This window comes from Amycolatopsis viridis, from assembly GCF_011758765.1.
GTDB lineage: Bacteria > Actinomycetota > Actinomycetes > Mycobacteriales > Pseudonocardiaceae > Amycolatopsis_E > Amycolatopsis_E viridis.
This window is the reverse complement of record NZ_JAANOU010000001.1, coordinates 3,374,105-3,398,020: the sequence shown is the minus strand read 5'-3', so window position 1 is coordinate 3,398,020 and position 23,916 is coordinate 3,374,105. Positions and strand designations below refer to the sequence as shown.

At 72.9% G+C, this 23,916-nt stretch carries 26 protein-coding genes; 10 read left to right on the top strand and 16 right to left on the bottom strand.

The features are described 5' to 3' along the window. Nucleotide 1: 1 nt before the first annotated feature. The 12 genes from FHX46_RS16900 to FHX46_RS16850 all read right to left on the bottom strand — a co-directional run bounded on the left by FHX46_RS16900 (nucleotide 2) and on the right by FHX46_RS16850 (nucleotide 14,478). Nucleotides 2–1,279 (bottom strand): Ig-like domain-containing protein, encoded by a 1,278-nt coding sequence (locus FHX46_RS16900; RefSeq protein WP_167115752.1) that lies wholly within the window; start codon nucleotides 1,277–1,279, stop codon nucleotides 2–4. Beyond that, nucleotides 1,276–2,598, bottom strand: coding sequence for an oligosaccharide flippase family protein (locus FHX46_RS16895; RefSeq protein ID WP_167115749.1), 1,323 nt, complete (start codon nucleotides 2,596–2,598; stop codon nucleotides 1,276–1,278). Before FHX46_RS16895 ends, FHX46_RS16900 begins: the two co-directional genes overlap by 4 nt. Next, entirely contained in the window at nucleotides 2,595–3,896 is a 1,302-nt protein-coding gene (locus tag FHX46_RS16890; protein WP_167115746.1) for an O-antigen ligase family protein, read from the bottom strand. The genes FHX46_RS16895 and FHX46_RS16890 overlap by 4 nt, the downstream gene beginning before the upstream one ends. Continuing rightward, on the bottom strand, nucleotides 3,893–5,146 hold the full coding sequence (locus FHX46_RS16885; RefSeq protein WP_167115743.1) for a phosphotransferase family protein: 1,254 nt from the start codon (nucleotides 5,144–5,146) through the stop codon (nucleotides 3,893–3,895). Before FHX46_RS16885 ends, FHX46_RS16890 begins: the two co-directional genes overlap by 4 nt. Further along, on the bottom strand, nucleotides 5,143–6,582 hold the full coding sequence (locus FHX46_RS16880) for an RtcB family protein (protein WP_167115740.1): 1,440 nt from the start codon (nucleotides 6,580–6,582) through the stop codon (nucleotides 5,143–5,145). The genes FHX46_RS16885 and FHX46_RS16880 overlap by 4 nt, the downstream gene beginning before the upstream one ends. Next, a complete protein-coding gene (locus FHX46_RS16875) occupies nucleotides 6,573–7,727 on the bottom strand; it encodes a glycosyltransferase (RefSeq protein WP_167115737.1) in 1,155 nt (384 codons plus the stop codon). The genes FHX46_RS16880 and FHX46_RS16875 overlap by 10 nt, the downstream gene beginning before the upstream one ends. Continuing rightward, the gene (locus FHX46_RS16870) at nucleotides 7,724–8,713 is read right to left on the bottom strand and encodes a hypothetical protein (RefSeq protein WP_167115735.1); all 990 of its coding nucleotides are present in this window, start codon (nucleotides 8,711–8,713) and stop codon (nucleotides 7,724–7,726) included. Before FHX46_RS16870 ends, FHX46_RS16875 begins: the two co-directional genes overlap by 4 nt. Next, entirely contained in the window at nucleotides 8,713–10,209 is a 1,497-nt protein-coding gene (locus FHX46_RS28265; protein ID WP_208400176.1) for a nucleoside-diphosphate sugar epimerase/dehydratase, read from the bottom strand. Before FHX46_RS28265 ends, FHX46_RS16870 begins: the two co-directional genes overlap by 1 nt. Next, complete coding sequence (locus FHX46_RS28260) at nucleotides 10,200–11,384, bottom strand: DegT/DnrJ/EryC1/StrS family aminotransferase (protein ID WP_208400175.1); 1,185 nt, start codon at nucleotides 11,382–11,384, stop codon at nucleotides 10,200–10,202. The genes FHX46_RS28265 and FHX46_RS28260 overlap by 10 nt, the downstream gene beginning before the upstream one ends. Next, complete coding sequence (locus tag FHX46_RS16860) at nucleotides 11,381–12,325, bottom strand: glycosyltransferase (protein ID WP_167115732.1); 945 nt, start codon at nucleotides 12,323–12,325, stop codon at nucleotides 11,381–11,383. Before FHX46_RS16860 ends, FHX46_RS28260 begins: the two co-directional genes overlap by 4 nt. After that, nucleotides 12,322–13,680, bottom strand: coding sequence for a hypothetical protein (locus FHX46_RS16855; protein WP_167115729.1), 1,359 nt, complete (start codon nucleotides 13,678–13,680; stop codon nucleotides 12,322–12,324). The genes FHX46_RS16860 and FHX46_RS16855 overlap by 4 nt, the downstream gene beginning before the upstream one ends. Before the next feature lie 69 nt (nucleotides 13,681–13,749). Beyond that, entirely contained in the window at nucleotides 13,750–14,478 is a 729-nt protein-coding gene (locus tag FHX46_RS16850) for a LuxR C-terminal-related transcriptional regulator (RefSeq protein ID WP_167115726.1), read from the bottom strand. A gap of 395 nt (nucleotides 14,479–14,873) precedes the next feature. Here FHX46_RS16850 and FHX46_RS16845 point away from each other — a divergent pair, with 395 nt between their 5' ends. The 5 genes from FHX46_RS16845 to FHX46_RS16825 all read left to right on the top strand — a co-directional run bounded on the left by FHX46_RS16845 (nucleotide 14,874) and on the right by FHX46_RS16825 (nucleotide 17,596). Then, complete coding sequence (locus FHX46_RS16845; RefSeq protein WP_167115723.1) at nucleotides 14,874–15,473, top strand: hypothetical protein; 600 nt, start codon at nucleotides 14,874–14,876, stop codon at nucleotides 15,471–15,473. Nucleotides 15,474–15,572: 99 nt separating this feature from the next. Next, nucleotides 15,573–16,247 carry an ATP-binding protein gene (locus FHX46_RS16840; RefSeq protein WP_167115720.1) on the top strand — a complete coding sequence of 225 codons (675 nt, stop codon included), beginning with the start codon at nucleotides 15,573–15,575 and terminating at the stop codon, nucleotides 16,245–16,247. Continuing rightward, complete coding sequence (locus FHX46_RS16835) at nucleotides 16,244–16,990, top strand: response regulator (protein ID WP_167115717.1); 747 nt, start codon at nucleotides 16,244–16,246, stop codon at nucleotides 16,988–16,990. Before FHX46_RS16840 ends, FHX46_RS16835 begins: the two co-directional genes overlap by 4 nt. A gap of 178 nt (nucleotides 16,991–17,168) precedes the next feature. Beyond that, nucleotides 17,169–17,375 carry a heavy-metal-associated domain-containing protein gene (locus tag FHX46_RS16830; RefSeq protein ID WP_167115714.1) on the top strand — a complete coding sequence of 69 codons (207 nt, stop codon included), beginning with the start codon at nucleotides 17,169–17,171 and terminating at the stop codon, nucleotides 17,373–17,375. Further along, complete coding sequence (locus FHX46_RS16825; RefSeq protein WP_167115711.1) at nucleotides 17,375–17,596, top strand: CDGSH iron-sulfur domain-containing protein; 222 nt, start codon at nucleotides 17,375–17,377, stop codon at nucleotides 17,594–17,596. Before FHX46_RS16830 ends, FHX46_RS16825 begins: the two co-directional genes overlap by 1 nt. A 134-nt stretch (nucleotides 17,597–17,730) precedes the next feature. On the opposite strand, the gene FHX46_RS16820 is transcribed toward FHX46_RS16825, so the two are convergent. The 3 genes from FHX46_RS16820 to FHX46_RS16810 all read right to left on the bottom strand — a co-directional run bounded on the left by FHX46_RS16820 (nucleotide 17,731) and on the right by FHX46_RS16810 (nucleotide 19,265). Beyond that, nucleotides 17,731–18,099 carry a DUF3040 domain-containing protein gene (locus tag FHX46_RS16820; RefSeq protein ID WP_167115709.1) on the bottom strand — a complete coding sequence of 123 codons (369 nt, stop codon included), beginning with the start codon at nucleotides 18,097–18,099 and terminating at the stop codon, nucleotides 17,731–17,733. 69 nt (nucleotides 18,100–18,168) lie between these two features. After that, nucleotides 18,169–18,807: an acetate uptake transporter gene (locus FHX46_RS16815; protein ID WP_167096717.1), complete on the bottom strand. Its 639-nt coding sequence runs from the start codon at nucleotides 18,805–18,807 to the stop codon at nucleotides 18,169–18,171. A gap of 107 nt (nucleotides 18,808–18,914) precedes the next feature. Further along, nucleotides 18,915–19,265 carry a DUF3040 domain-containing protein gene (locus FHX46_RS16810; RefSeq protein WP_167115706.1) on the bottom strand — a complete coding sequence of 117 codons (351 nt, stop codon included), beginning with the start codon at nucleotides 19,263–19,265 and terminating at the stop codon, nucleotides 18,915–18,917. A 180-nt stretch (nucleotides 19,266–19,445) separates the two neighbouring features. Between FHX46_RS16810 and FHX46_RS16805 the strand changes: the two genes are divergently transcribed. Together FHX46_RS16805 and FHX46_RS16800 are read left to right on the top strand one after the other, a co-directional pair. Continuing rightward, complete coding sequence (locus FHX46_RS16805; protein ID WP_167115704.1) at nucleotides 19,446–19,919, top strand: hypothetical protein; 474 nt, start codon at nucleotides 19,446–19,448, stop codon at nucleotides 19,917–19,919. Between the two features lie 457 nt (nucleotides 19,920–20,376). Further along, a complete protein-coding gene (locus tag FHX46_RS16800; protein ID WP_167115701.1) occupies nucleotides 20,377–21,198 on the top strand; it encodes a tetratricopeptide repeat protein in 822 nt (273 codons plus the stop codon). Between the two features lie 206 nt (nucleotides 21,199–21,404). On the opposite strand, the gene FHX46_RS16795 is transcribed toward FHX46_RS16800, so the two are convergent. Further along, nucleotides 21,405–22,211: a helix-turn-helix transcriptional regulator gene (locus FHX46_RS16795; RefSeq protein ID WP_313886166.1), complete on the bottom strand. Its 807-nt coding sequence runs from the start codon at nucleotides 22,209–22,211 to the stop codon at nucleotides 21,405–21,407. 118 nt (nucleotides 22,212–22,329) lie between these two features. On the opposite strand from FHX46_RS16795, the gene FHX46_RS16790 reads away from it, so the two are divergent. From FHX46_RS16790 to FHX46_RS29045, 3 genes are all read left to right on the top strand, one after another. Continuing rightward, a complete protein-coding gene (locus FHX46_RS16790; protein ID WP_167115695.1) occupies nucleotides 22,330–22,719 on the top strand; it encodes a carboxymuconolactone decarboxylase family protein in 390 nt (129 codons plus the stop codon). Between the two features lie 17 nt (nucleotides 22,720–22,736). Next, nucleotides 22,737–23,192 (top strand): nuclear transport factor 2 family protein, encoded by a 456-nt coding sequence (locus FHX46_RS16785; protein ID WP_167115692.1) that lies wholly within the window; start codon nucleotides 22,737–22,739, stop codon nucleotides 23,190–23,192. A 138-nt stretch (nucleotides 23,193–23,330) separates the two neighbouring features. Continuing rightward, entirely contained in the window at nucleotides 23,331–23,858 is a 528-nt protein-coding gene (locus FHX46_RS29045) for a DUF421 domain-containing protein (protein ID WP_208400174.1), read from the top strand. The last annotated feature ends 58 nt before the right edge of the window (nucleotides 23,859–23,916 follow it).

Below are 23,916 nucleotides of genomic sequence, written 5' to 3'. Positions count from 1 at the left end.
TTCATGTCCCGCCCCGGCAGGCGACCTCGCCGTGGTCGAGGACCTGGCCCGACACGTTCTGGAACAGGAAGGCGGCACCGCCGTTCGACAACCGCAGCTGCAACGCCCCCGAGCTCGTGCCGGTGTTGTCGAACCCCGCTGCCACGCGGGGATCGGTGCGCGTGAACGGGCTCAGCCACTGCCCGGCGGTACCGGCCACGATCGACGTCACGCCGGTGGCGCTGACGGCGCCGTCCCCGTCGAGCGGTTGCCAGCGCTGGTAGTTGTGTGCGTGCCCGCTGAGCGTGAGCGTCACGTGGTGGGCCGCGAACAGCTGCCAGTACGCGGTGTACTCGGTGGCCGGGGCGTCGGCGTCGAGGGTGAAGAACGGCCGGTGGAAGTAGACCAGGGTGCAGGGCTTGGTGTTCCGCGTCAGGTCGGCGGCGAGCCAGCGGTACTGCGGTGAGGTCACCGCGCCCTGGCCGTACTGGGCGGTGTCGTCGAGGCTGACGAAGTGCCAGGCGCCGATGTCGTAGCTGTAGTAGTGCGGGATCCCGCCCCAGTAGTCGACATAGGGCTGCGCGGTGGGGCTCAAGGTGTACTCGTGGTTGCCGACGGTCGGGTTCGTGATCGCGCGGAAGCGGGAGAAGAACGAGCCCTGCTCGCCGTAGAAGTTCAGCATTTCCTCACTGGACGCCTGTTCGTAGACGTCGCCGAGGTAGAGGAACAGGTTGGGGTGCCACGAGGCGATCAGGCCGGCCACCTGCTGCTCCCTGGTCAGCCCGGACGCGCCGTCGCCGCCCGCGGCCACCACCAGCGGCGCCCCGGGAGCGGGTGGCGTCCCGGTCGACGGCGTGAACGGCGGCGGTGGCGGGGGTGCCGGCGCCGGCGCGAAGATCACCGGCAGCGACAGCGGGGGTGTCGCGTAGCCGCCGCTGAAGGACACGCTGGCGGACAGGACGTGCCGTCCGGGGGCGTACAGGTACGTGTGCAGGGTGAACGAGTACGGCGATTGCTCGTCGGACAACACGTAGGCCCCGTCGAGGCTGTAGGTAACGCCCTCGACGTCCGGGGCGGTGCCGGACACGGCCACCGTCGCGTGCACCGTGGCCGGGCCCGGCAGCGTCGCGCCCTCGGCCGGCGCGGTCAGGCACAGGGTGACGCGGAACGCCTGCGGCGCCACCGAAGAGGCGCACGGCGTGGAGCTGCCGGCAACGGACGGGCTGTCCGCGGCGGCGAGCCCGACCACGAGTACCAGCACCGCGACCACGGCGGAGGCGAGCGACGCCGGGCTGGTCATGCCGGTTCACCACCGTCCGCCACCACCGCGGCGACCGAGCGCCGGGCGAGACCCTGCGCGATCGTGGTGAGCAGCCCGGTGGTCACGAGATAGGCCACAGTGGACGCGATGGCCGCGCCCACCGCGCCCGCGCGCGGGATGAGCACGACGTCGAGCGCCACGGTGACCAGCGCGCCGGCGCCCATGCCCCACGAGTTCGCGCCCGGCCGGCCCCGGCCGCACAGGTAGGCCGACGACACGGCGGCGGCTCCCTCGACGGCGAGCCCGGCCAGCAGGATGCACGCCGGCAGCACCGCCGAACGGAACGCCGGCCCGTACAGCACGGGCAGTGTGATCACCGACGCGACCGCCAGCAGCGGCGTCATGGCCGCGGTGCCGGCCACCGCCCGGGGCAGCAGCCGCTGCACGTCCGCGTCCGCCGCGGCCGGTTTCTGCCTGGCGAACCGCGGGTAGAGCACGTAGTTCAGCGCGGTCGCGGGCAGGCGCATGAGCTCGGCGAACTTCGAGGCGACCGCGTACACCCCGACCACCGCCGGACCGGCGAGCACGCCGAGGATCACGAAGTCCAGCCGGAGGTTGACCAGCATCAGCAGGTTGCCCAGCTGACCGCGGGCGCCGTAGCGCATTATGGCGAAGCCGAGCGGCAGGTGCGGCCGTTTCCAGTGGCGGAAGAAGCCGGTGGCGGCCAGCCGTCCCAGCGCCGTCCCCGCGGCCGCCGCACCGCCTGCGATCATGCCGGCCACCACGGCGTCGAGACCACGCAGCCCGGCCAGGCCGGCGATGCCGTAGGCCGGCAGGAACAGCAGCTCCTCGCACACGATCACCAGGTTGGCCCCGCGCATGTCGGCGGCGCCCTGGCAGCAGGCCTTGCCCCAGACGGTGAGTAGCTGCGTGACCACCGTGGCGGCCATCAGCGCGACCAGTCGCAGCGGCGCGGCGGTGAACAGCTCCCGGTGCAACAGCGGTGCCGCCACCAGCCACAGCCCCGTCGCGATGCTCGCGCCGAGGACCGCGAGGACGGTGAGCGTGGGCCTCAGCCGCGCATCGTCGCGGTACCCGCCGGCCATGAAGAACGTCGAAGCGACGGGCAACCCGCAGCTGAACACGACCGCGAACAGCCAGGGCAGGACCCGCAGCAGCGTGTACTCGCCCAGCACGGTCGGCCCGCCGATCCGCGCCACCAGCACGCTGGCCACGGCGACGATCAGCAACGCGGTGCCCTGCGCGGTGAGGTTGAGCAGTGCGCCGCGGCGGCCGAAGGGACCGCCCGCGCCCGTGCCCCACCAGCGCCGCGCCACGCCCGGCACGTCGATCCTCATCGGGATCCCCGCCCCGGCGCGGGCTGATCGGCGTCGGGCCGGGAGGCGAGCACCGCCACGAACACCAGCAGGATCCACACGAAGCGGAAATGAAGGACCTGGTAGTAGGTCCCGGCCACGGCCATGGCCAGTAGGGCGGCGACGAGCCCGGCCGGCCGGGCCACCTCCGCCGCGAACCCCGCACCCGGCGGGGCGCGCAGCGCGCGGCTCGCTCGCCAGGCCGCCACGAGCACGAGCAGCACCATCCCGGCCGCCCCGGCCACGCCCCGCTCGGTCAGCGCGGCGAGGTAGTCGTCGTGCGCCTCCTTCGCGTAGGGGTAACTCCGGTCGATCAGCAGCTGTTTCGTGGTGCGCGGCCCGCTGCCGAGCACCCCGTCGGAGTGGTACAGCCCCATCGACTCCTGGATCAGCAGGGCTCGCTGCGAACTGCTGCCGTTGCTGCGCCCGAGCGAGTTGACCAGGTAGGACTGTCCCGATTGGAGTGCCCAGGTCTGCACCTGCGAGAACGGGACGAGCCGCAGGCCCAGGCCGACGAGGGCGGCCAGCGACACCGCCAGGGCCAGCGCGCCCACGAGTCCGCGCCGCCGGTAACAGGCGACCAGGGCGAGGAAGCCGAGGCCGATGCACAGCTCGAGCACGCCCCCGTTGGACTCGCTCAGCACGATCGCCCAGACCAGCATCGCGTAGCCGAACCAGCGGACCGCCCAGTGCCGCGGGCGTTTCGCCGCGAACACCACCAGCAGCGACACCACCCAGTACGCCGACGCGTAGTTCGGATCGCCCAGGGTGAACAGCAGCCGGTTCCCCTCGGTCGCGGAAATGCCCTCCAGCGGCGTGATGTGCGCGAGGGACGCGACCACCAGCACCGTCGCCCAGACGATCGAGGAGTACGCGAACGTGGCGGTCAGCACGCCGAGCACACCGGGGCGGCGCGCGATGTTGTACAGCGCCACCGCCCAGGCGAGCAGCACGAGGTCCTGGAAGACCTCCAGCAGGGACGTGCGCGGCAGCGGGCCGGCCACCCCGGCGATCCCGCCGGCCACGATCAGCAGACCGAAGGACAGCAGGTACGGCGCGCCGAGCTTGCGCCCGCTGGTCGCCGCCCACAGGCCGACGAACACGACCGTGGCCGCGGTGAACAGGTCCACCGGGGAGCTGTTACCCGGGCCGGCCGGCCGCAGGATCGGCTGGAACACCATCGCCCCGGCGGCGGCCAGCACGGCGGCGCGCTCGGCCGTCCCCCGCGCCGGCCGGGGGAGCTCGGCGAGCGCGGGCAGCGGCCTGGTCCGCACCGTCATGACGGCACCTGCCCGCCGAGCCGTTCGAACACGCGCACCTGCTCCTCCCCGAACGCGCGGTCGGTTGCTTCGGCTGCCACCGCGGCGAGCTCGGCGAGGACGGCGTCCCGGGCGCAGGCCGGCGCCATCCCGAGCCGGCGGAGCCCGGTGTGCAGGAAATCCCGTACCAGCCGCGGATACCAGCCCTCGCCGTCGAGGGCGTAGACCAGCGCCGCCTCCGGACGGCCGGCGAGCAGCCCGGGATGCCCGTGCACCTGGCGGCCGGGCGGGGTGTGCTTGGCGAGGTACTGCGAGTAGGTCAGGACGAAGCGAGCCACATCGCGCACCGGGCTGCCCGCGGGCTCGGCCCACTCCCAGTCCACCACGCCGGTCACGGTGCCCCGGTCGAGGAGGACGTTGCCGGGCCAGAAGTCGCCGTGCACCGCGGTCCGCGGGCCCTGGTGCCGCCGCAGCCGCGCGCGCAGTGCGGCCAGCTGGTCCTGCACGCGCTTCCCGCCGTCGGGACGCGCGCCGAGCCGGTGCCGCAGCCTCTCCGGTACACCGGGGGCGAGGTCCAGTGGCGCCACCCCGTCCGCGGTGCCGGACTGGAACGCGGCCAGCCACGCCCCGGCCGCCGCGAAGTCCGCGCGGACGGTCGCGGGCCGGCTGGTGTGCCCGCGGCGGTGGTAGCCGACCAGCATCGGCGTACCGGGCACCGCGGTGGTCACAAGGGCGGGCGAGCCGTGGTCGGACAGGACCGCGACGACCTCGGGCACCGTCGCCCGCACCGGGCCGAGGGACAGCGCACCGATGGCGCGCAGCCGGTCCGCCTCGCGCAGGACCCGCGCGGCGCCCGCGGGGTCGGACGACACCTTCGCCGCGTGGCGCGGCCACCGGCAGCCCGGCGCGAACAGCAGCAGCAGGATCCGCGCGTCCGGGTCGTGGCTGTGCCGCAGGACCAGCAGCCGGTGCCCGGCGGCGAGCCGGTCGAACCGTCCGGCGGCACCGGACGGGGCCCGCAGGTGTGGTGCCAGCCGCCACGACACCGGCAGGCGCAGGGCCTGGCGGGCCGCGCCGAACACCCAGCCGGGCAGCGAACTGCCCGGAGGCGCGGCGAGCAGGGAGGTCCGCACGTACCGCAGCACCGACGGGTCCTCCTCGGCGACCACCACGGGCTGCCGGCGCGACGGCAGCGCCACGAACCGCCGGCCCGGCGGCAGCACCGCCTGCCAGTGCGCCGGTGCCGCGCGCACCGCGGGTGAGCTGGTCATGTCAGCACCGCGAAGGGCCGGAGCCGGGCCACCGGGCGGACCAGGCCGTTGCCGATGAGGATGCCGACCGCCGCGTCCACCCCGTGGTCGTCCAGCTGCGGGACCTCCCGCGGCGCGGCGTCGGTGTAGCCGTAGCGCAAGGTGTGGCGTCCCCGCGGGTCGGGGCCGGACCGTCCATCGCGGACGAACGAGCTGATGATGCTGCCGGTGCCGTGGCAGGCGGTGTAGAGGCTGCGGTGCGCCTGCGGCGCGGGCACGCACAGGAAGGACGAGGTGCGGTTGGTGCCGGGCACGAGCAACGGCTGCCCGGTCTCCGCGAAGGCGGGATGCCCGGCCATCAGCTCGGACGGCCACGCCCGCGCCGCGTTGTGGCGGTGCACGAACGCGGGCCGGCCGTCGACCGTCTCCTCGTAGACCGAATTGTGCGGCGAGTCGACCACCAGCCGCAGGGACGCGCCGAACGCCTCCCGGGCGAAGCGGCGGAGCGTGGCGTAGGTCGCCAGGCGGTAGGCGAACCCGTAGTTCATCGACAGGCGTTGCGCCAGCATCACCCGCCGGCCCTCGTCGCCCTCGATGGGAATGGACGGGCAGCCCACCGAGAAGTACGTGGCGTAGCGCTGCCGCGCCCGGGCCAGGCTGCCCGCGCCGGCCAGGTGGGTCAGTGGCTTCTGCAGCGCCATCTCGGTGCGCAGCAGGCGGGACGCGGACTTGCGGCGGGCGTACATCTCCCCGATCTGGCCGGTGAGCACCCCGCCGCCGTTGTGGAACTGCATCGTCACCTGACCCACGTGCACCCCGAGGTGCTCCGCGATCTCCGGCTCGAACACCTCCTCGACCTGCTGCAGTTCCAGGAAGTGCGTGCTCGGGCCGATGGAGCCGAAGCGCAGCCGCGCCAGCTGGACGCAGATCCACGGCAGCTCGCGGCGCGCGCGGGCGGCGCCGCCGTATTCCGCCACCGGCAGGTGGCCGAACTCCTCGACCCGGTCGATGTCGTGGCCGTCCAGGTCGTACCGTTGCGCGGCGAAGCCGGCCCCCTCGACCGCGGCACGCAGCACCTCGTCCCGGGTGAGTTCGAACCGCCAGCCGGGCGGGTTCGGATACCGCTCGCGGACCCGCCGGTAGAAGTCGTCGATCGCGGGCACGGACGGTGGTTCGATGTCCAAAGTGGCCAGAGCCATGCCGCAGTTGAGCGCCGCGTCGGTCAGCGTCGGGCGGATGGCGTCGCGCGTCGCGACGGCGATGCTGGAAGGCATCTCGGACTTTTCCTTGTGGCAGAAGTCCGGCAGCACCACCGGCGGCGCGGCGAGGTCCGCAGCCGCCGTGCCCGCGCGCACGCGGTCCAGCAGCACCGGATCGGCCGGCGCGTCGGCGTTGTCGAACACCGTCAGGTCCGCCACGGGGTCGCCGGTGGGGTGGGTGAACACGTCTACGCGCACGGGGACTCCTCGTGATCGGCAGTGGTGGGTGTGAGCTGGTAGGCGGCTTCCAGCGCGTCGGCCAGTGCACCGGCGCCGTACCGGGCACCGACCTGGGCCCGTGCGGCGTGCGCCAGGCGCGCCGCTTCGCCCGGCCGGTCCAGCAGGTACGCGATGGCGGTGGCGAGCAGGTCGGGGCGCTGCGGCGGGACGAGCAGCCCGGTCTCGCCGGGCCGCACCACATCGGGCACGGCGTTGACTGCGGTCGCAACCACCGGCACACCCGCGGCCATCGCCTCGACGATCGCCACGGGCAGGCCCTCGTACCGGCTGGGCAGGGCGAACACGTCGAACGCGGGAAGCAGTGCCGGCACGTCGGCCCGTTCCCCGGCCAGCACGATGCGCGTGTCCGGGTGGGCCGCGCGCGCGAGCGCCTGGACACGCGCCGCCAGCTCACCGTCGCCGACCCACACGCCGACCACGTCCGGCCGGTGCAGCGCCGTCATCGCGGCAATGAAGTGTTCCGGGGCCTTCTGGTAGGACAGCCGCCCGACAGCCCCCACGACCAGCGCCGAGTCGGGCAGCCGCAGCGCGCGCCGGGCCCGCGGCCGTGCCTGGGGCGAGGGCGGGAGCACCTCGGCGCCCACGGGCACCGCGATCGTGCGGATCCGTTCCGGGGGGAGCAGGCCACGCCGGATCGCCTCGACCGACACCCCGGTGCCGACGCACAACGCGATGTCGGTGATGCGCCCGAGCCGGCGCTCGATCCGGACGTAGGCCTGCCGCCGCAGCAGCGGCTGGAACTCGTGGAACGGGAAGCCGTGGTAGGTGTGCACGATCCGGGGCACCCCGGCGCGGTGCGCGGCGATGCGGCCGATCGCACCGGCCTTCGCGCTGTGCGTGTGGACGACGTCGAACGGGCGCCGGGTGAACAGGCCGGTCAGCCGGTGCAGGGCCACCAGGTCGTCCCGGGGCGCGATCGGGGCGCGCAACGCCGGCTCCCGCACCACTTCGACACCCGCCTGGTCGAGCAGCCGGTCGCCGCTGCCGGCGATGATCGTCACCTGGTAGCCGCGGGCGGCCAGCGCTTCGGCTCCGCGCAGCGCCACGATGCCCGCGCCGGCCTGCAACCGGGTGATCACCGTGGCCACCCGCGGCCCGCTCATGACGTCACCGCCCTCGGCCGGCCGGCCGAGGGTGCCAGCAACTCGGCGAGTCCCGCCCCCGGCCGTGCACCGAGCACGATCTCGCACGCGGGCAGCCGGTCGGCCATGGCGACGGCGACCTCGCGGACCGGCGGGTGCGCGGGCCCCAGCCCGGTACCCAGCGCCAGCGTGGCGGCGAACGCCCAGTACCGCCGCAGCTCACCGGCCATGTAGGTGCCCGCGGTCAGTGCTTCGGCCGCCGCCGTCGCGGACAGCGGCCGCACCGCGGGCTGCCCGGTTCCGGTGCGGCTGAGCACGACCAGCCGGTCGGGGCGCAGCACGCCGATCCGGCCCGGCAGGCCGCGTTCCCGGCGGCCGTAGGCCATGCGGCGGCCCCCACCGCCCTCGACCCGGACGGGTTCGACCACCCCGTAGACCTGGTTGCCGTCGCTGACGCACAGGTTGTCCGAGCAGGCGCGCTCGCCGCCCGCCACCGCGTCGAGCAGGAGTGTCGACCGGCCCATCCCGCCCGGCCCGGCCAGCAGCGGGACCGTGCCGGCCGCGGTGACCGCGGCGGCGTGCACCGGGACCCGGCCGCGGCGGCCCGCCCACCACAGCGCCGGGTACTGCACCAGTGCGGCGCGCGCGAGCAGGTGGAACCGGGAGCGCAGCACCCGCGCCGCCAGCCGTTCCCGGTGCGGCGGCCGCCACCGGGCTTCCACCCGAAGCCGGTCCGCACCGGCCGTCACCCGCAGATCGAAGCCGCTCCCGCAGGCGTTGGTCAGCACCACCGCGCCGGCCCCGCGGTAGGCGCCCCTGGTCAACGGCACGGCGCCGGTCACGCGGAAGGGTTTGCGACCGGTGACCACGGACAGCTCGATGTCGGCTGGCTGCCCGTCCGCCGGTTGCCACGCCCCGGGGCACGCCTCGGTGAGCAGGTCGGCCACCCAGCCCCGTGGGCAGTCGGCGAGCAGGCGTTCCCCGGCCTGGATCACCATGGCCCGCATCAGAAGTCGTCCGGGTACAACGTGCCGAACAGGGCCCGGGCGGACGGCGGCCGGCCCCGCGCGGCCGGCCGGTAGCCGGGGACGAGCTTGGCGAGCCAGTCTCCGACCGCGTCGTTGTCGTTGCGCTCGGCGGCCTCGTAGAGCTCGCCCAGACCGGCGTCCAGGTCCGGCGGCGCCGGCTCGCCGCGGGTGGCGAAGACCCGCGGATGCCCGGTCGGGATGCGCTGTTCCGAGGCGCTGAACAGGACCTCGCTCAGCTTCTCCCCGGGCCGCAGCCCGGTGAACCGGATCTCCACGTCGTGCTCGCCGACCTGGGCGGCGTAGGTTTCCACCAGGGACCGCAGCCGCACCGGATCGCCCATGTCGAGCACGAAGGTCTCGCCCGTCTCGGCCATCCCGGCCGCCTCCAGGACCAGCCCGACCGCCTCTTCGACGGTCATGAAGAACCGGTCCGCGTCGGGGTCGGTGATGGTCACCGGTTCGTGCGCCGCGATCTGGTGGGCCAGCACGTCGAGGAACGATCCCCGGCTGCCGAGCACGTTGCCGAACCGCACGGACCCCGCCACGGTGCTGTTCCCCGCGTGCCCGCGCACGACCAGCTCGGCGAGGCGTTTCGTCGCGCCGAGCACCGACGTGGGCGCCGCGGCCTTGTCGGTGGAGATGAGGACGAACCGGTGGGCGCCGTGGGCGGCCGCCGCGTCGATCAGGTGCTGCGTGCCCTGCACGTTGGTCTTCACACCCTCGCAGGGATGCCGCTCCAGCAGCGGCAGGTGCTTGTGCGCGGCGGCGTGGAAGACGATCTCCGGGCGCAGGGTCGCGAAGAGCTGGTCCACCCGGGCGCGGTCCCGGATGTCGGCGACGATCAGCTCGTCGGCGTCGAGCAGGGCCTCGCCGGTGATCTCGAGCTGGAGCCGGTGCAGGTTGGACTCGTCGTGGTCCAGCATGAACAGCGCCTCGGGCCGGTAGGCCCGCACCTGCCGGCACAGCTCGCTGCCGATCGAGCCGCCCGCCCCGGTCACCAGCACCCGCCGGCCGCGGATCAGCGTCGGCGTGACCGTCCGGACCACGTTGATCTCGTCGCGTCCGAGCAGGGTGGCGGGGGAGACCTCGTAGAGATCGGCGGCCCGGCTGCCGCGCTGCACCGCGGCGTGGAACGTCGGCAGGTAGCGGACCCGCGCCCCGGACAGGCTCGCCTCGCGCAGCAGGGCGGCCAGCTCCACCGGCGGCAGCGACGGGATCGCGACGATGACGACGTCGACGGCCTCCGCGCGCACCAGGTCGGTCAGCTGCGCCAGGCGGCCGAGCACCGGCAGCCGCGCCACGTGCCGCTTGCGGACGTCGTCGTCGAGGAAACCGATCGGTATCAGGCCGTAGGACGGGGTCTGCTGCAGGTCGTGGGCCAGCGTGCGGCCGGCGTCGCCGGCCCCCACGATCAGCGTGCGTGCCGCCATCCCGGGGCTGGTGCGATGGCGGGAACGCCAGTGGGTCAGGGGCATGGGTCACCTCCGGTGCGGGCGAGGCTCGTGATCTGGTCGCAGACGTAGTCGACGTCGTCCTCGCTGATGCCGGGATGCAGCGGGAGCGACAGGAGCTGCGGGAACACCCGGTCGGCCACCGGCAGGCGCCCGCAGGCCTCCGCCCCCAGCAGCGTGCGGAAGTACGTGAGGTGGTGCACCGGGATGAAATGCACCGACGTGCCGACGCCCCGTCCGCGCAACGCCTCCGCCAGCGCGTCCCGGTGCAGCGGGTACGGCGCGGTGATCCGGATCGGGTAGAGGTGCCAGGCGTGGCGGCCTTCGGACGGGCGGGGCGGCGGGGTGATCCCGGGTACGGCCGACAACTCCTGGTCGTACCGGGCGGCCAGCTCCGCGCGCCGCCGCTGCCAGCTCGCGAGGTGCGGCAGCTGGGCACGTCCGATCGCGGCCTGCAGGTCGGTGAAGTTGGCCTTCAGCCCGTCGGTCCGGACGTCGTAGCGCCACTGCGCGCCGGGCCCGTAGCGCCGCCAGGCGTCGCGGCTCATCCCGTGCTGGCGTGTTTCGCGCAGCGTTCCGGCCAGGTCCGGGTCGGTCGTGGTGATCGCGCCGCCCTCCCCGATCGGGAGGTTCTTGGTGGCGTAGAAGCTGAAGCAGGCCGCGGTGGACGCCGCCCCGACCAGCCGGCCGCCCGCCGCGGCGCCCAGCCCGTGTGCCGCGTCCTCGACGACCCGGCCGGCGGGCAGGCCGGCCGCCTCGGCCAGAGCCGGGACCGGCACCGGGTAGCCGGCCATGTGCTGGACGACCATGGCCGCGGGCCGGACCCGGTCGGCCACCGCGGCGACCGTGGCGGCATCCACCGTCAGCGTCTGCTCGTCCGCGTCCAGGAGCACCGGGCGAAGTCCACTGTGGACGATGGCGTGCACCGCACCGCAGAAGGTGAGGGCCGGGGTGAGCACCGGCGCTCCCGGCGGCAGCCGCAGTGCCCGCAACGCCAGTTCTATCGCTGCGGTGCAGGAGCTGACCGCGACGGCTTCGGGCGCGCCCAGCCAGCCGGCGAACTCGTCCTCGAACGCCAGGGTCTGCGGTCCCGTGGTCAGCCACCCGCTCGCCAGCACCCGCGCGACGGCCTCGTGCGCTTCCGGCACGATGTGGCACCGCGCGTACGGCACGGTGCGCGTGCCCACCCCGGCGGTCACGACCCGCTCCACGCGACCGGTGCCCGTGGCGTGCCGAGCGCCCGGTGGTAGGCGCCGAGCAGCCCGTGGGCGAGCGCGGGCAGCTGGGCGTCGGCAGCCGATGCCGGCGGGCGGCGGTCCCGGCGGGGCAGCGCGCCGTCCAGGACGGCTTGGACGGCGCCCGCGATCGCCGCCGCATGCGGTGGCACGACCAGACCGGTGCGCCCGAACCGCACCAGCTCGGCCGCACTGTCGCTGGTCGCCGCGACGAGCGGGATCCCGGCGGCGACGGCGGCGGCGCCCGGGTTGCACGCGGTCAGCCCGAGACCGGCGGCGACGAACAGGTCGGCGGCGACGAGGAGTTCGTCGAACGGGAGGGCGCTGCCGGTTCCGTGGCGGATCACCCGGACGTCGGTTCGGTGCAGCGCGCGGATCGTGTCGGCCCACCCGGGCACGCTCAGGCCGGGGCCGGGTTCGCACCCCACCACCAGCACGACACCCGGTGCGATCCCGAGCCGGGCGCGCACACTCGACCGGTCCCGGTCGCCGGTGGTCCGCCCCGGTGGTGGCGCGACGACCGGCAGCTCGTGCAGGCGGGCACCATCGACGACCCCGGACGCGACCAGAACCCGGGCGGCCGTCCGGCCGTGCACCAGCCAGGTCTCGGCGCCGCGGGTGAACCGCCGCTGCCGGTGCACCCATCCGGTCGGGGCGGCCAGGCCCCGGCGGTCGAGCAGCACCCGGTCGACGGTGTGCACCCGGTGTGCCGGGCCCGGGGTGCGTCCCGGCCCGGCCTCGCCCACGGTGTGCACCACGTCGGCGGGCTCGCCGGGGCGCGCCAGCCGGATCTGGCGGGCGTCGGCGAGCGCCGCGGCCGCGTGTTCGAGCACGCTGGCCAGACCGTCGACCGTCGCCGCGCAGTCCAGGCGGACCCGGGGTGGCTCAGTGAACAGGGCCGTCACGGGCGCGCTCCCTGCCGGCTGCCCCGGCGGCTGCGTTCGCGCCGCCGGAGAGCCCGGGTGCCCAGGACGCCGAGCACCGGCCAGCCGGTGGCGGCGGTCAGCGTGTGCAGCCCGTGCACTTCGCGGTGGAGCATGAAGTCGGGCGTGACGAACAGCAGACCGCTGCGCCCGGTGTCCGGCGCGGTGCCGATCTCGGGCAGTGCGCGAACCTCGATCGCCTGGTGGTTGCGCCGCAGCTCGAGGACCGGCTGGTACGTGGCGGTGCGGCCGGGCCCGGCCAGGGCCTCCGGCCGCGGGGCAACCCCGGGTGCCCCGGGCACGCCGTTTGCCGCTGCCGGCTGGTCCCCGTTGGGGCGATCGGTCGACAGGCGGCCCGAGAGCCCGGCGGCGATCGCGGACAACCGCGGCGCGGGCAGCGGGCCGGCCACGACCACCCGGTCGGTCCCGGTGCGCGCCAGCGTTTCGCGCAGACCCAGCAGGGTCGCGTCGTCGACGGTGGGCGCGCCGTCCCCGTCCCGCGGGCGCGTGAGCCGGCCCAGGTGCACCGTGCCCAGCTCACGGGCGACGTCCCGGCCGCCGGACACCCGGGGACGCACCAGCTCGAGCACCGTGGCGAGCAGCAGCCCCGCGACGAGACCGGCGATCCCGGCGAGACCGAGATCGGTCGCGAGCCGGGACGGCGTCCGCACGGCGGGGCCCGCCAGCGAAATGGCCGCGGCCGAACCGCCGTTCGTGAGCTCGGTCGACTGCAGCTGGCGCAGTGTCGCCCCGATGTCGTTGAGCTGCTGGTCCAGGGTGCTCAGCTGCGCGGACAGGTTCGCGGTGTCCAGGGCGCCGCCGCCCGCCGCGAGCCGCGCCGCGACTTGCTGGCGCTGCGCCAGCAGGTCGCGCTGCTGGTTGGTCAGCTGGGTGATCAGACCGGCGGCGCGGGGATCTCCTGTCCCGTTCAGGAACGTGACCACCTGGTTGGCCAGCGCGCCGGCGAGACCGGTCGCGACCTGGGGGCTCGGGTCGGTGACGCTGACGTTGAACACCGCCGAGCTGCCCAGCCGTGTCACCGCGACCTCGTGGCCGGCCAGCTGGTCGGCGTTGCGGTTGGTGATGCCCGCCTGCCGGAGGGCGTCGTTGAGCACGCTGGGACTCGTCGCGATCCCGGCGACGCGGTTGAGCACCGCATCGGCTTCGGTGTCCGTGCTGGGCGGGGTGCTCGACGCCTGGATCCGGCTGGTGGCGACGTAGGCCGGGGTCGCCAGCGCCTGCAGCGCGGCGACGACCAGCAACGGCAGGGCGACGGCGCACACCAGCAGGCGCCAGTGACCGGCGAACGTGCGGCGCAGGGCCTCGTTGAGCTCCATTCGACCACCTCACAGGGGACGCGGGCGGACCAGATGTCGACGCTAAGCGCGGGCCGTGGTCGGCGACTCCTACCGATGGGGTAGATGCGTTACCTCAGATGCGGGCCGGTGGTCGCGCAGGCCGATCACGGCGGCTCCGTCGGGCGGAGCCAGCCCGGCCGCGCGCACCTTCTGGACCGCCTCCAGGCGGCTGTGCACGTCGAGCTTGGACAGGATCGCGCGGATGTGGCTGCGCACGGTGTGCGGTGACAGGAACAGCTCCGTCGCGATGCGCGCGCTCGACCAGCCGGCGATCATGCCGGTGAGGACGTCGCACTCGCGCGCGGTCAGGACGTCCAGCAGCCTGCTGTGCGCCCGCGCGCGGCCGACGTCCTCCCGGAGCTGGTGCAGCACGGTGCCGAGCAGGTCGGCCGGGAAGAACGCCTCGCCGCGGCACACCCCGCTCAGCACGGTGACGAAGTACCGGGCCGAGCACTGCTTGCTCACCCAGGCCGCGGCGCCCGCCCGCGCGACATCGGTGGCCTGCCGGGGATCGTGCGCGGCGGTCAGCACGACGACGCGGGCGCCGGGTGCCGCGGCCAGCAGCCGCTCGACCAGCCGGCCCGGCTCCATGTCCGCGACGGCCACGTCGACCGTGATCACGTCGGGCTGCAACACGGCGACCACCTGGGTCAGCTGCGGGTCGCGGATGGTGCCGTGGCCGACCACGTGCAGCTCCGGATCGTCGGCCAGCAAGGTGGCCAGGGCGTCCGTCAGCACCTGGTGGTCGTCCACGAAGAACACACGCGTCCGCTCCATCGGCACATCGTGGGCGCCGCCCGTGGGCCTGTCCTCATGCGTTTGCAGGTGACCGGCACCCCCAAACGCAGGAGGGCACCGGGTGCGCCGGAGCCGATGCTGGCAGGGCGATGGAACGAGTTCACGGCACCACCCGCACGGCCCGCCGCTTGAGTGGTCACGCACGCCGGTGGCCGGCCGCGGTTGCCGTGGCGACCCTGATCCTCACCGCCGCGTGCACGACCCCGTCCGCGTCACCACCGCCGGCGGCACCACCACCGGCCGCGCCGGAACCGCCTTTCCTGACGGCAATTCTGGACACCGATATCGAAAACACCGCGGCGCAGTACGGATTCCGGCTCGTCGACGTCACGCCCGCGGAGGTGTCCGCGGTGCCACCGGGACAGCAGGGCCTGGTGTGGCTGGGCGGATACAACAACCAGACCTGTACCTGGTCGTGGAGTGACGCGCAGATCGCCGCCCTGTTCGACGAATTCCGGCTCGCCGGCTCACCCCGGACCGGGGCGTACTTCCTCGCCGACGAACCGAACACGGCGGGCACCTGCCCGTCCGCGGCGGCCGACGTGCGTGCCCGCGCCCGCCTCGTCCGGACACTCGATCCCGATCCGAGCCACTTCACCCTGGCCAACATCGATGACCCCGCGCAGTTCCACGCGTTCGCCGGCGCCGTCGACGTGATCGCCACGGATCCCTACCCCTGTCGTAGCGGCCAGGCGTGTGACTGGTCCCTGATCCCCGCCTACATCGCGGCGCTGCGGGCGGCGGGTGTGCACCGGTATCTGGCTCTGCTCCAGGCTTTCGGCGCCGGCAAGTGGCGCTGGCCGACAGCGGCGGAGCTCGAGCACATGATCGCCCAATGGCAGAAATCGGACTGGGGCGGGCAAATCACCTTCGCCTGGAGTTACGGCGGAGGCCGGCTGACCGACCATCCTGAGCTGCTCTCGGTGCTGCAACGGTTGAACGCCGATCCGCATTTCCCGTTCCCGCAACCATGATCCTGGCACGCGTGGATCTAGTAACACGCTCAACCAGTCTTGCGACTCCCACAGAACGGGTAAACGGCTCAGGGCTACAGCCGTTCTTGAGGTGGCACCATGACTGCGGTTCCGGACCGGCGGCAGAGCAGGGGCAGACGGCGGGGGGACCGGCACGCTGATGAGCTCCGCGCGCTCATCCACGACATCGGGCATGCGGTGGCCGCCGTCAGTTTTCTCGTGGAGTCCGCGTTGTCCGACGACCTCACCGCGGCATCCGCGCGGCGGAAACTCGAACTCGTGCACACGCAGACCCGGATGCTGACCACGCTCATCGAGCAGGCGTTCCGCCCGGCGGGCGGTGGCCAGCCCATCCCGCTGCGTGCGTTGCTGGCGCAGCTGACCGAGCAGGCGGATGCGACGGGCCCGGCGCAGGTCACCCTCCTGGACGGGCCGGAACCGGAGACCGACCTCGACGGCGGCATCCTGTGGCGCATTCTGTCCAACCTGCTCGGCAATGCCGCCCGCGCGGCCGGCCGCGGCGGCACGGTTTCGGTCGGGATCACCGGCGTGCAGCCGATCGTGATCGAAATCGCCGACGACGGACCGGGTTTCGGCGAGGGCGAGCCCGGGTGGGCCACGCTGGGACTGGCCGCGGTGCGGAAGCTGAGCCGGGAGCTCGGTGTGCACGTGTCCTTCGCAAGACGCGCCCCGGCGGGCACACTGGTGCGGGTGACTCTGGCCCCGCACGGGTATGACGACACCGGCACCGCCAGCGGGAGGGATATCCGATGATCAGTGCTGCGGTGGGCGACGACCACGTCCTGCTCGTCGAAGCGATGGTCCCGATGCTGCGCAAGAGCGGGATCGACGTGGTCGTCTCGGCCCACGAGTTCGGTCAGCTCGTCGCGTCCGTCCGTGCCTACGAACCGGATGTGTGCGTGCTGGACCTCCGGTTCGGCGAGCACGACCACCACGACGGTGTCGCGGCGGTCCAGGCGGCGAGCCCGCGGACGAGGATCGTCGTGCTCACCGCGGACGCGACGATCGAGTCGATGGTCGCGGCCATCGAGGCGGGAGCGGCCGGCTACGTCCACAAGTCGCGTGGCTGCGCGAGCCTGGTGACGGCGATCGGCAAGGTCATGCGGGGTGAGCTCGTGACCGACCTGCCGATCCGGCGGCATTGGCGCGAGAACGCCGAAACCGATCCGGAAGCGAGGCTGCTCGCGCGGTATCTGACCGTGCGCGAGCGGCAATGCCTCGAACTGCTCGTCGACGGGCTCCGCACGGACGTCATGGCCCGGCGGCTCGGGGTGTCCGTCACGACGGTGCGCAGCCACGTGCAGGCGCTGATGACCAAGCTGGGCGTCCACTCCCGGCTGGAAGCGGCGTCGTTCGCGGTGCGCCACGATCTCCTCGGGGAAGCGGACCGGCAGCGCCGCGCGGACGACGTGCGCGGGTCGACCGCCACCGACGGTCCGGCCGGTGCCTCCGGCCGCTGGGCCGGCGGCGCGGGAGGTCGCGCGTCGCTGCGATGAGCGGCCGTCCGCGCTGTCCGCTGCCCGGTGACACCTATACCCCCCTGGTGTATTCGGTCGCGCCCGTGCTAGCGTGATCCACATACCCCCCGCGGGTAGTTGAGGTGGCCGGGACGGGGGCCGGTGTCCGGCTCGGCCTCCCGGTCACTCCGTGGTAGCGCTGATGAGGAGGCAATGGATGAGCACTGCTGTCTACACCGTCGAGGGCATGACCTGCTCCGGCTGCATGAACAAGGTGACCTCCGCGGTCACCGGCGTGGCCGGCATCACCGACGTCGACGTCGACATCGCGACCGGTGAGGTCACCGTCACCAGCGACGCGCCGATCGACGACCAGCAGGTCCAGGCGGCGATCACCGGCGCCGGTTACCGGATCGCGAGCTGATGACCGGTCAGCCCGTCCCCGAGGTTGTGATCAAGACGGTGGACAATGGCCCGTACCAGGTGAAGGGCCCGATCCGCCTGGTCGACCACGACAACAACGTCTACGACCTCGGCCCCGGCCGCACGAAGCTGCTGTGCCGCTGCGGGAGATCGGCGAACAAGCCGTTCTGCGACGGCGCTCATGCCCGCCACGGGTTCGCCGCCGCCGAGCGGTCCGGGTAGCGGCTCAGCGGGACTGGGCTCACCGGGACTGGGCGGGCCGGTCTGCGGCGCGGGCCGGTTTGTGGCGCGAGCTGTTCCTGTGGGCATCGTTCGCCCACAGGAACGGGCCACGCGGTTGCACGTCTGGAGCCGGTTCACCCCCGGTGGAACGGGTCGGGCAGGTTTGCGGCCGCGGACCGGTCCGGGCACAGCAGATCCGCGACGAGCACCGCGACCGCGCTGACCGCCACGACGACACCGATCGAGACCGGCGTGGTCAGGCCGGCCAGGCCCGCCACGATCGCGTCGGCGATTCCCAGTACGGCTGCTGTCGCGGCGGCCGGTGTGACGAGCCGGATCCGCCGTCCGGCCCGGATGGTACGGGTTCGAGGCTCGGCGGCCCAGGACGAGACGTGGTGCAGTGAGCCGGCGAAGAGCTCGGTCAAGGTGGACAACGTCGGCTCAGTGCACAGATCCCGCTCGATCTCGGCGAGTTCGCGGCGTTGTTGATCCGACAGGGTCATGAGTGCTCCACAACCGCTGCGCAAGGGCACGCCGGCGCGGACAGTGCGCGCCGGGACTTCCTAGTAAGGTCAGCGGTGCGGCGCCGACGACAGCGGGAACAGCGGCAGCACGCTCCGCTTCCACGTGAAGTTCGTGACCGCGGCGAAGGACGCGTACCACGCCAGTACGGCCGTGACCAGGCCGAGCCAGCCGCCTACCTTGCCCATGCTCGGCGAGGCTGCCCACGTCCCGATGGTGAGGAACAAGAACGTCAGCGTCAGGAACACGAAGACGGCCAGCACCGCGCCGCTGACCCGGGCCGCGGCCACCGTCATGTAGGCGGTGAAGATCGTCCACGCCAGCAGGTAGAGCCCGGTCGCGGTCGCCGCGCTCGCCCCGAGTCCGGGCTCGACGAACTTCACATATGCGGCGAAAGAGAGCCAGAACGCCCCGAACGAGGTGAACGCCAACGCGCCGAAGGTGTTGCCCTTGCGGAACTCCCACATGCCGGCCATGAACTGGCCCAGCCCGCCGTAGAAGAGGGCGAGCGGCAGCACCACGGCTTCCAGTGCGGTGTTGCTGATCAATTTGGCGTTGAAGACACTGAGCACGAAGGTCGTCATCGCGAATGCGGCAAGGCCCAGCGGGGCCGGATCGGCGATGTGCGCACCAGGATCCACCTGCGGTGTGACCGGCGCTTCCACCGAACCCTTCTCCGTATGTACCATCACAACTCCTTTTCGCGGATAACCGGCTACACGCCGACGCCATCCTTGTGTGACGTACACCTCAGATTAGTCCGGTACGGCGAAACGCACCCGGCCAATGCCGTCGCTCATGCGGGCGTAGGACGGGCGCACCGCGGGCACGAGCGGGCGGGTGCGGGCCATTTGCCCGCGCAGTACCGGCAGTAGTAGCGCCGGGCCCACCACACGACGGCCAGTGCCGGAACCGTGCCGGTGAGTATCAGGCCGGCCACCAGGCACGCCGGGACAGCGAGCAGGTCGCCGAGTGTCACCAGCGCCACCGCGAGCGCGACACCGGTTGCGAGCACGAGCACTGCCAGCAGCGACGGGGGACCGTCCGGCTGCATCCGGGCGAGACGTCGATCGAGCCCCGGGTCCTCTGCCTGCAATGCGCGTTCCAGCTCGCCCAGCTTCCGCTGTTCGTCGTCGCTCAGCTTCACCCGTGATCTCCTTCAGTGCTGCTCGCCCAGGATAGCCGCCGGAAATGGCGATCTGTCGTCCGTATCCGCGGTGAGCCGGTTCACTGCGACGCAAATGCCGATCAATACCGAAATGACCTTGCTGTCCCCGGCGCCCGTCCAAGTGAAAATGACCGGTTCTCATTCTTGACCTTGATTGGCGTGGGAAGCTGCAAAACCGGTCCGCGCGGGCGGCCCCGGCCGACTGGGGAGGAACCACATGTCGAGGCGTGCGAAGGCCCCGGGTGCGCGGTCGTCCTGACCGCGCTGGCGCTGGCCGTGCCGCAGGCATCCGCTGCGGCCTATCCCAGCAACCACTTCAAGGTGGAATACACAGCCACCTACGCCGAAGGCACCATGACCTGGTATGCGCGGTCCGTGCGGTTGGATGGCACGCTGCGGTCCCTCAGCAGCAGCGGCTGCCGCCGCGCGTACGCCGTCGCCTACAACTCCGGCGGTGGCCGGCTCGACGAGCGCAGCACCAGTGCCCAGTGCGGGGACCGGATCGGCACCTTCCGGATCGACCTCACCGCCGACGTCCCCGGCGGCGCGGCATTCGTGTCGGTCTGCCTGCTGGACGGCGCCGGGGCACCGCTGGGCGAGTGCACGGCCTACGCCCGGTCCGACGCCGGCTGACCTCCGGCCGAGGCGGCCCGGGTCGTTCTTCCAGCGCGAAAAGAGCCGGTGACCGGCCGGACGGCCGAGGCGAGCAAGCCGCGAAGGGCCGGTGCCCGCCACGAGGGGCTTGGGCCGACCGTGCTGCGCATGCGTCCGGGCCGGTAGCGCGTGCGAACCGGCCCGGTGACCAGCGACCACCACGTCCGGGCGATGGCGCCGGCCGCGGACCGGTTCGGTCACCGGGCCGGCAACAGTGCCTTCGCGGAAGGGGCGCGCCGACTGGTTCGACCGCGAAGACCCTGTACTGCTCCAGCGGCAACCTCGGCTTCCGCGCCGTCGCCGACGTCTGACACCCGGCCGGTGCCTCGGCGCGCCTGCCGCGGCGCGAGCGCGGCTGCGTTTCGAGAGCGCGAATCGCGAGGCCGGGCGCAGGTGCGGCACCGGTACCATGATCGCGTGACGGACCGCGCAACCGATGCACCAGGGTGAGCCGCTGACGCGACGCGGTACCGAGCTGCGCGACGAGGACCTTCATGAGGAAGCGATCGAAGTGCTCCGGGAGGCCGTCGCCGCCGGAGAGCCTTCGGCGCCTCGCGAGCTCGCGTATGCCCTGCTCGGTGGTGCCCGGCCTCGCGACGCGCTGGCCGTGCTGAAGGCGGCCATCGGCCGGGGGCGGGTGGACCTGTGCACGGTTCTCGGCTCCCTGGCCACCGAGCTGGGCGATTACCCGGCCGCGCACGAAGCCTATCGAAAAGCAATGGACCACGGCGATCTGTCAGCACTCAACGATTACGGGCTCCTGCTGTGCGACGAGGGAAATCTGGACGAGGCCATCGCGATTTTCCGGCGGGCAGCGGAGTTCGGTGACGAACTGGCCCCCGGAAACCTGATCGCCTTGTACGTCGAGGATCTGAACGATCTGGCGGCGGCGAGGGACGTGGGCGAGCGGTACCTGTCTCCGCGGTACCCGGGCGTCTATCCGGCACTCGGCGACGTGTACGCCAACCTGGGCAAGCTCGCCAAGGCCGATGCGTTGTTCCGGGACGGCGTTCGACTCGGTGCGCCACGGGTCCATCAGAAGTACGGGTGGTTCCTGTGGAAGCACCGTGGCGACATCGAGGCCGCGGAGAGGGAATTCTGGGCCGCGTTCGATGACGACGAAGTCGGCTGGAGTCACGCCCTGGGACGCTTTCTGCTGAGCCGGAATCGCGTCGACGAGGCGCGAGCGGTGCTCGAACGGGGCGCCGTGTGGGGCGACGTGGACGCTCGGGAACTACTCGACGAGCTCGAGTCGTAGCGGCCGGAGGCGCCTCAGACGAGCGAACCCTCGCCGGAATCGTGCGGCGCCCTGTCCGCCGCGGTGAGGATGACCGCGCTGCGGGTGCCGACGCGCGGGCAGCGGCCGAGGCGCTGCTGTCCGCGCACCGGCCGAGCACCGGGTCCTGACGACGGCACGCGGCCTTCCGGTGCGCGGCCACCGCCGGCCCGGCCCGAACCAGGACCTCAGCGCGTGGCGGCAGCGCCGGTTCCCAACAGCTGCAGCGCGGCCTCGGTGGTGCTGCCCTTCGCCGGGGTGAAGGTGATCAGCCGCTGCCGGGCGTCGCCGGGCAGCTCGAAGTTCTCGTAGTGGAAGGTCAGCAGCCCGGCGTCGGGATGCAAGAAGCTCTTGGCCCCGAACGCCCGCAGCTCCACATCGCCGGTGCTCCAGAGCCGCCGGAACTCCGTGCTCCGCTCGGACAACTCGGCCACCAGCCGGGCGAGATCCGCATCGCCGGGATGCCGGCCGGCGACCAGTCGCAGCTGGGCCGCGGTCGCCGCAGCCACCTCGTCCCACTCCACGTAGAAGTCCCGGGCGGCCGGGTCCAGGAACAGCTCGCGCGCGAGGTTCTGCTTCTCGCCGAACAGCCGGCCCGCCGGCCCGTTGACGGCCAGCACGTCGAACCGGTCGTTGATCACCAGCGCCGGCACCAGGTCGATCAGATCGAGCATGCGCCGCAGTTCGGGCCGCACCGACTCCGGGGAGCGGGCGCCCCGCTGGGGCGGGCGGGCCAGGGCGCGCAGGTGCTCGCGCTCCACCGCGTCCAGGCGGAGCGTGTCGGCGAGAGCGTTGAGCACCTCGTCCGAGGGACGGCCGGCCCGCCCCTGCTCCAGCCGCTGGTAGTACTCCACGCTGATCCCGGCGAGCTGTGCCAGCTCCTCCCGGCGCAGGCCAGGCACGCGGCGCCGGCCCCCGGGGCGCAGCCCCACGCTTTCCGGCGTGACCCGCGCGCGGCGCGACTGGAGGAACTCACCCAACCCGACGTCTGCCACGCCACCAGTATGCCTGCCCAGCCTGGCCCTGCCAGTACCCGTACAACCAGGTATCTGGGTCGCGTCGTGTCCGACCGGCACGCTGTGACCTGCACGAACGAACAACAGAGGAGAGCTCATGACCGAACGCTTCCGGCGCGGGGTGGCTCGCCAGCAGGAGCTCGGTGGAGCCGGCCCGCGGCGACGGGCCTACGACGCGCTCGCTGACGTGGCCCCGGACCTGAGCCGGCTCGCGGTCGAATTCGCCTACGGGGACATCCACAGCCGGCCAGGTCTCGACGCCGCCCAGCGCGAGCTGGTCATCCTGGGCGCGCTGATCACGACCGGGGGTGTCGAACCCCAGCTGGAGGCCCACATCGGCTCCGCGCTCGCCGCCGGCCTCGCACCACGGGCCGTGGTCGAAGCGATCATGCAGGCGATCCCGTACGCCGGGTTCCCGCGCGTGTTCGCCGCCATGGCCATCGCCCGCCGCGTCTTCGACGACCGCAACCTGTTGCCCCTGCAATGATCAATGGAGGAGAGACCATGAGCACCGCCCAGGACCGCGCCGACGTCATCGACACCTGCACCCGGATGATGTGGCTGGTCGACATGCGTGACTGGGACAGGTTCACCGGGGTGTTCGCCGATCGGGTCACCCTCGACTACACCAGCATCTACGGCGGCGAGCCCTGGACGCAGACGCCGGACGAGATCAAAGCCCAGTGGTCGGCTCTGATCGGCGCCTTCGACGCGACCCAGCACCTGCTCGGCAACCACCTGGTGACCGTGGACGGGGACACCGCGGTGCTCACCGCCGCGTTCCAGGCCACCCACCTGCTGGCGACCACGTTCGGCTCACCTCGCTGGACCCTCGGCGGCACCTACCGCTTCGGGCTGGCCAGGGTGGATGGCCACTGGCTCATCAACGAGGTGGTGATGACCGCGACCTGGGCCGACGGCAACAAGGACATCCTCAGCATCGCGGCCGCCCGGCAGTGACGGGCTCATCGCGGTCGGCAGCGTCCGCGCGCCACATTCCCCAGCACGACGGTGCTCGAGCGCCCGGTAGGGAGGTGCGTAAGGGCGGTCCGTGCGGGTAGCCGGTGGGGGCTCCGGCGGCCGGGGAAGGGGAACGGGGTGGTGGCGACGAGTGACACGGACTGGTTGATCGGACACACGGGCGAGCTCCCCGCGGTGTGCGTGAAGACCCTCATGCTGTCGTTGACGGCGCTGGCCGGTCTGCGGCTCGCCCCGCGCCGGGCCCTCGCCGAGTTGCGCATCTTCGACCTCGTCGTGATCATCGCGACGGGCGCCATCGTCGGGCGGAGCGCGACCGCCGCCGACACGTCGTTCCTGATGGGTGCTGTCGCCCTGGTGACCCTGCTGGTGGCGCACATCATCATTTCCCGGGTGCGGTTCGTCCCGCGGGTGGCGCGCCTGCTCGACCACCCGGCGCGGGTCCTCGTCGTGGACGGCGCCGTGGACCACCGGCAGCTGAAGACAGCGCAGCTGACCGAGGGCGACCTGTACGAGGCACTGCGCGAACGGGGTGTGCACAGCCTCGCCGGGATCCGCTACGTGATCTACGAGTCGAAGGGCGGGTTGACCGTCGTGCACGACGACGAGCCGGCGCACGCATCGCGCACCACGCTTCCGGAACTGTGAGCGAACACATCCACTGAGGACACCGGCGCCGGGCCCGCGGGCCCGGCGCTGAGCACCC

Coding starts and splice junctions, on each gene's coding strand:
- FHX46_RS16820 (WP_167115709.1), bottom strand. CDS start 18,099: ATGACCCTGTCGGATCAACAACGCCGCGAACTCGCCGAGATCGAGCGG.
- FHX46_RS16815 (WP_167096717.1), bottom strand. CDS start 18,807: ATGGTACATACGGAGAAGGGTTCGGTGGAAGCGCCGGTCACACCGCAG.
- FHX46_RS16835 (WP_167115717.1), top strand. CDS start 16,244: ATGATCAGTGCTGCGGTGGGCGACGACCACGTCCTGCTCGTCGAAGCG.
- FHX46_RS16850 (WP_167115726.1), bottom strand. CDS start 14,478: ATGGAGCGGACGCGTGTGTTCTTCGTGGACGACCACCAGGTGCTGACG.
- FHX46_RS16840 (WP_167115720.1), top strand. CDS start 15,573: ATGACTGCGGTTCCGGACCGGCGGCAGAGCAGGGGCAGACGGCGGGGG.
- FHX46_RS16890 (WP_167115746.1), bottom strand. CDS start 3,896: ATGACGGTGCGGACCAGGCCGCTGCCCGCGCTCGCCGAGCTCCCCCGG.
- FHX46_RS16800 (WP_167115701.1), top strand. CDS start 20,377: ATGCACCAGGGTGAGCCGCTGACGCGACGCGGTACCGAGCTGCGCGAC.
- FHX46_RS16855 (WP_167115729.1), bottom strand. CDS start 13,680: ATGGAGCTCAACGAGGCCCTGCGCCGCACGTTCGCCGGTCACTGGCGC.
- FHX46_RS16885 (WP_167115743.1), bottom strand. CDS start 5,146: ATGACCAGCTCACCCGCGGTGCGCGCGGCACCGGCGCACTGGCAGGCG.
- FHX46_RS16825 (WP_167115711.1), top strand. CDS start 17,375: ATGACCGGTCAGCCCGTCCCCGAGGTTGTGATCAAGACGGTGGACAAT.
- FHX46_RS16785 (WP_167115692.1), top strand. CDS start 22,737: ATGAGCACCGCCCAGGACCGCGCCGACGTCATCGACACCTGCACCCGG.
- FHX46_RS16875 (WP_167115737.1), bottom strand. CDS start 7,727: ATGAGCGGGCCGCGGGTGGCCACGGTGATCACCCGGTTGCAGGCCGGC.
- FHX46_RS16900 (WP_167115752.1), bottom strand. CDS start 1,279: ATGACCAGCCCGGCGTCGCTCGCCTCCGCCGTGGTCGCGGTGCTGGTA.
- FHX46_RS16870 (WP_167115735.1), bottom strand. CDS start 8,713: ATGCGGGCCATGGTGATCCAGGCCGGGGAACGCCTGCTCGCCGACTGC.
- FHX46_RS16830 (WP_167115714.1), top strand. CDS start 17,169: ATGAGCACTGCTGTCTACACCGTCGAGGGCATGACCTGCTCCGGCTGC.
- FHX46_RS28265 (WP_208400176.1), bottom strand. CDS start 10,209: ATGCCCCTGACCCACTGGCGTTCCCGCCATCGCACCAGCCCCGGGATG.
- FHX46_RS16895 (WP_167115749.1), bottom strand. CDS start 2,598: ATGAGGATCGACGTGCCGGGCGTGGCGCGGCGCTGGTGGGGCACGGGC.
- FHX46_RS16790 (WP_167115695.1), top strand. CDS start 22,330: ATGACCGAACGCTTCCGGCGCGGGGTGGCTCGCCAGCAGGAGCTCGGT.